Here is a 3,285-nt window from a genome sequence, read left to right on the forward strand (position 1 = left end):
TCATCTTGTTGATGGTCTCGATCATGTGCACCGGGATGCGGATGGTGCGCGCCTGGTCGGCGATCGAGCGCGTGATGGCCTGGCGGATCCACCAGGTGGCGTAGGTCGAGAACTTGTAGCCGCGGCGGTATTCGAACTTGTCCACCGCCTTCATGAGGCCGATGTTGCCTTCCTGGATCAGGTCCAGGAACTGCAGGCCGCGGTTGGTGTACTTCTTCGCGATGGAGATCACCAGGCGCAGGTTGGCCTCGATCATTTCCTTCTTGGCGTCGCGCGAGGAGGCCTCGCCGTTGTTCATCCGCTTGTGGATGTCCTTGAGGTGCTCGATGGGCACCACCACGCTGCTCTGGATGTCGATCAGGCCCTGCTGCAGCTCCTGCACCGGCGGGATGTTGCGCTCGAGCACCGTGCTCCAGGGCTTGCCCGCGGCGGCCTGCTTCTCCACCCACTTGAGGTTGAGCAGGTTGGGCGGGAAGTCCTTGATGAAGGTCTCCTGTGGCATGCCGCACTTGTCCACGATGATGCGGCGCAGTTCGCGCTCCTTCTTGCGGATCTCGTCGACCTGGCCGCGCACCGTGCTGCACAGCTTCTCGATCGCCTTGGCCGTGAAGCGGATGGTCATCAGCTTCTCGGTGATGGCCTGCTGCGTCTTGGCGTAGTGGGGGCTGCCGTAGCCTTCCTTGTCGTAGATCTTGTGCAGCTTCTCGAACATGCCGCGCATGGCGTCGAAGCGCTCCAGCGCCTCGCGCTTGAGTTCCTCGAGCTTGCGCGTGAGGGCCTTGGAGCCGCCCTTGCCGTCGTCGTCGTCGGCCTCGTCGTAGTCGTCGAAGTCTTCCTCGGCAACGTAGTCGTCGGCCTCGTCGGCGTCGGCGAAACCGTCCACCACGGTGGAGATGACGACCTTGCCTTCGCGGATTTCCTCGGCCATGGCCAGGATCTCGGCGATGGTGGCGGGCGATTCGCTGATCGCTTCCATCATGCTGTGCAGGCCGCCTTCGATGCGCTTGGCGATCTCGATCTCGCCCTCGCGCGTGAGCAGCTCCACCGTGCCCATTTCGCGCATGTACATGCGCACCGGGTCGGTGGTGCGACCGAATTCGCTGTCCACCGTGGACAGGGCGGCTTCGGCTTCCTCTTCCGCCTCTTCTTCGGTGGCGGCGGTGGGGCCGGTGTTGTTGAGCAGCAGGGTCTCGGCATCGGGCGTCTGTTCGTAGACGGCCACACCCATGTCGTTGAGCAGCGAGACCACCACTTCCAGGGTCTCGGCCTCGACCAGCTTGTCGGGCAGGTGGTCGTTGATCTCGCCGTGCGTGAGGTAGCCGCGCGTCTTGCCCAGCTTGATCAGGGTCTTGAGACGCTCGCGACGGGCGCGCGCCTCCTCCTCGGACAGGACGGTCTCGTCCAGCCCGAATTCCTTCATCAGCGCACGCTCCTTGGCCTTGCTGATCTTCATGCGCAGCGGCTTGGCCTTTTCGACCGGCTGCGCTTCCTCGGTGCTGGCCTCTTCGGGCACGTCGTCGCCGACCAGGTCCTCGTCGATGTCACCGAGGTCGGCGTCGTCGAGATCGTCCTCGCCCTTGCCCTTGGCGTCGGCCTTGGGCTTGCGGCCGCGCTTGGCGGCGGGCTTGTCGGCCGCAGCCTTGGCGGGACGGCCAGGTTTCTTCTTGGCGGGGGCTTCGCCTTCCAGCAACTCCTCGGCCAGGGCCTCGGGCTTGGATTTTTTCGCGGTGCTGCTGGCGGTCGTCTTGGCGGCAGCCTTCTTGGCTGGCGCGGCCTTGGCGGCGGCTTTGGTGGGGGTGGTCTTGGTCGTCACTGCGGGGGCTTTCTTGGGAGCGGCCACCGGTTGGGCTTTGGCCGGAGCGGCCTTCTTGGCGGCGGTCTTGGTGGCGGCAGCGGACGGACTGGCTTTCTTCGCGGGCATGGGAACCTCAAAAAAACGTCGATGGAACCGGCAGAACACCCAACAGCCGCCAGAAAACCCTACTTGGGGTCAACCGGTGGTTTTGGAAGAGCACGGCACCCGCCACGGGCCGGTGCGGGCGGGCCTGCAAGCTGTGGGGCGATCATTTGGTGTGCAGTCCTTGCGGGGTTCCGCGCGCCCGGGGAGGGCGGGGTGGCCAGGCGGTGTTGCCATGTAGCCCTTGCAGGAGGGCCGGGCCGGTGCCGGAGGTGCTGCTGTCGCGCTTGCGGTGCAACCGAGGATTATACCGGCGCGGCGCCGATCTGGTGCTCCAGCGCCTTGCGCTGGGCCTGAATGTCGGCATAACGCCGCAGTTCGGCCGGGTCGCTGCCGGCGCGGGCGATGGCCTCGACCTCCAGGGCCTTCAGGTGCTCGATGCGCAGGCGCAGCATGACGCCGCCCAGTTCCTCGGCGTCTTCCTCGGCGCCGGGGGTCAGGGCGCAGCGCTCCACCTGCTGGCAAGCCAGCGCCTCGTGTTCGTGGCCGCGCAGGGCCTCGCGCAGGGCGGCCCAGGGTTGGTGGCCGTGCTCGTGCAGTTGCGCCTCCAGCCAGGCGAACAGGGGGCCGTGCGGTGCGGGCAACTCGGCCAGCAGGTGGTGGTCGTCGGCGGAGAGCTGGTCCCAGGACGGGGTATGCGACAGCAGCAGGCCCAGGGCCCGGTCTTCGCGGCTCATGAGGCCGCGGCGCGACGCCGACGAGCGGCCGTGCCAGGCGTGCTGGGTGGCGGCCTGCCCCTGGCGGCGGCGCGGGGCACCGGACCCGTACCCGCCACCGTGTTCGTACCCATGATCGTGTTCCGGGCCCCCGTCGGGGTCGCGCGGTTCCTGGCGGGCGCGGGCCGGGCGCGGCGCGGCGCCGCCCGGCTGGCCGCGGCCGCCCGCCGGTGCCCACAGGCGCAGCAGGTCCTGGGCGTCCAGGGCGGCGGTGTGGGCGATGTCGGCCAGCAGCTGGCTCTTGAGCGCGCCGTCGGGCAAGGCGCTCCACAGCGGGCGGGCCTGGCTGGCCATGCGCGCGCGGCCTTCGGCGGTGTCGAGCTCGCAGTCGGCGCCGGCGGCCTCCAGCAGGAAGCGCGACAGCGGCATGGCTTCCTTCACGCGCGCGGCGAAGGCCTCGGTGCCGTGCTCGCGGATGAAGCTGTCGGGGTCGTGCTCGGCGGGCAGGAAGAGGAACTTCACGCTGCGCGTGTCGCTGGCCCAGGGCAGGGCGGCGTCCAGCGCCTTGCGCGCGGCGCGCCGGCCGGCGGCGTCGCCGTCGAAGCTGAACACCACGGCGTCGGTGAAACGGAACAGCTTCTGCACGTGGTCGGCCGTGCAGGCCGTGCCCAG

At 68.7% G+C, this 3,285-nt stretch carries 2 protein-coding genes; both read right to left on the reverse strand.

The genetic code is table 11. The features are described 5' to 3' along the window. Positions 1-1,921 (reverse strand): RNA polymerase sigma factor RpoD (rpoD, locus tag BGO22_RS05420; protein WP_286849544.1); only part of this gene is annotated, 1,921 nt, incomplete at its 3' end. Between the two features lie 281 nt (positions 1,922-2,202). Then, on the reverse strand, positions 2,203-3,285 hold a 1,083-nt coding region (locus BGO22_RS05425; RefSeq protein ID WP_353744342.1), incomplete at its 5' end, for a toprim domain-containing protein.

The organism is Hydrogenophaga sp. 70-12 (assembly GCF_001897365.1).
Classification (GTDB): Bacteria; Pseudomonadota; Gammaproteobacteria; order Burkholderiales; family Burkholderiaceae_C; genus Hydrogenophaga; species Hydrogenophaga borbori.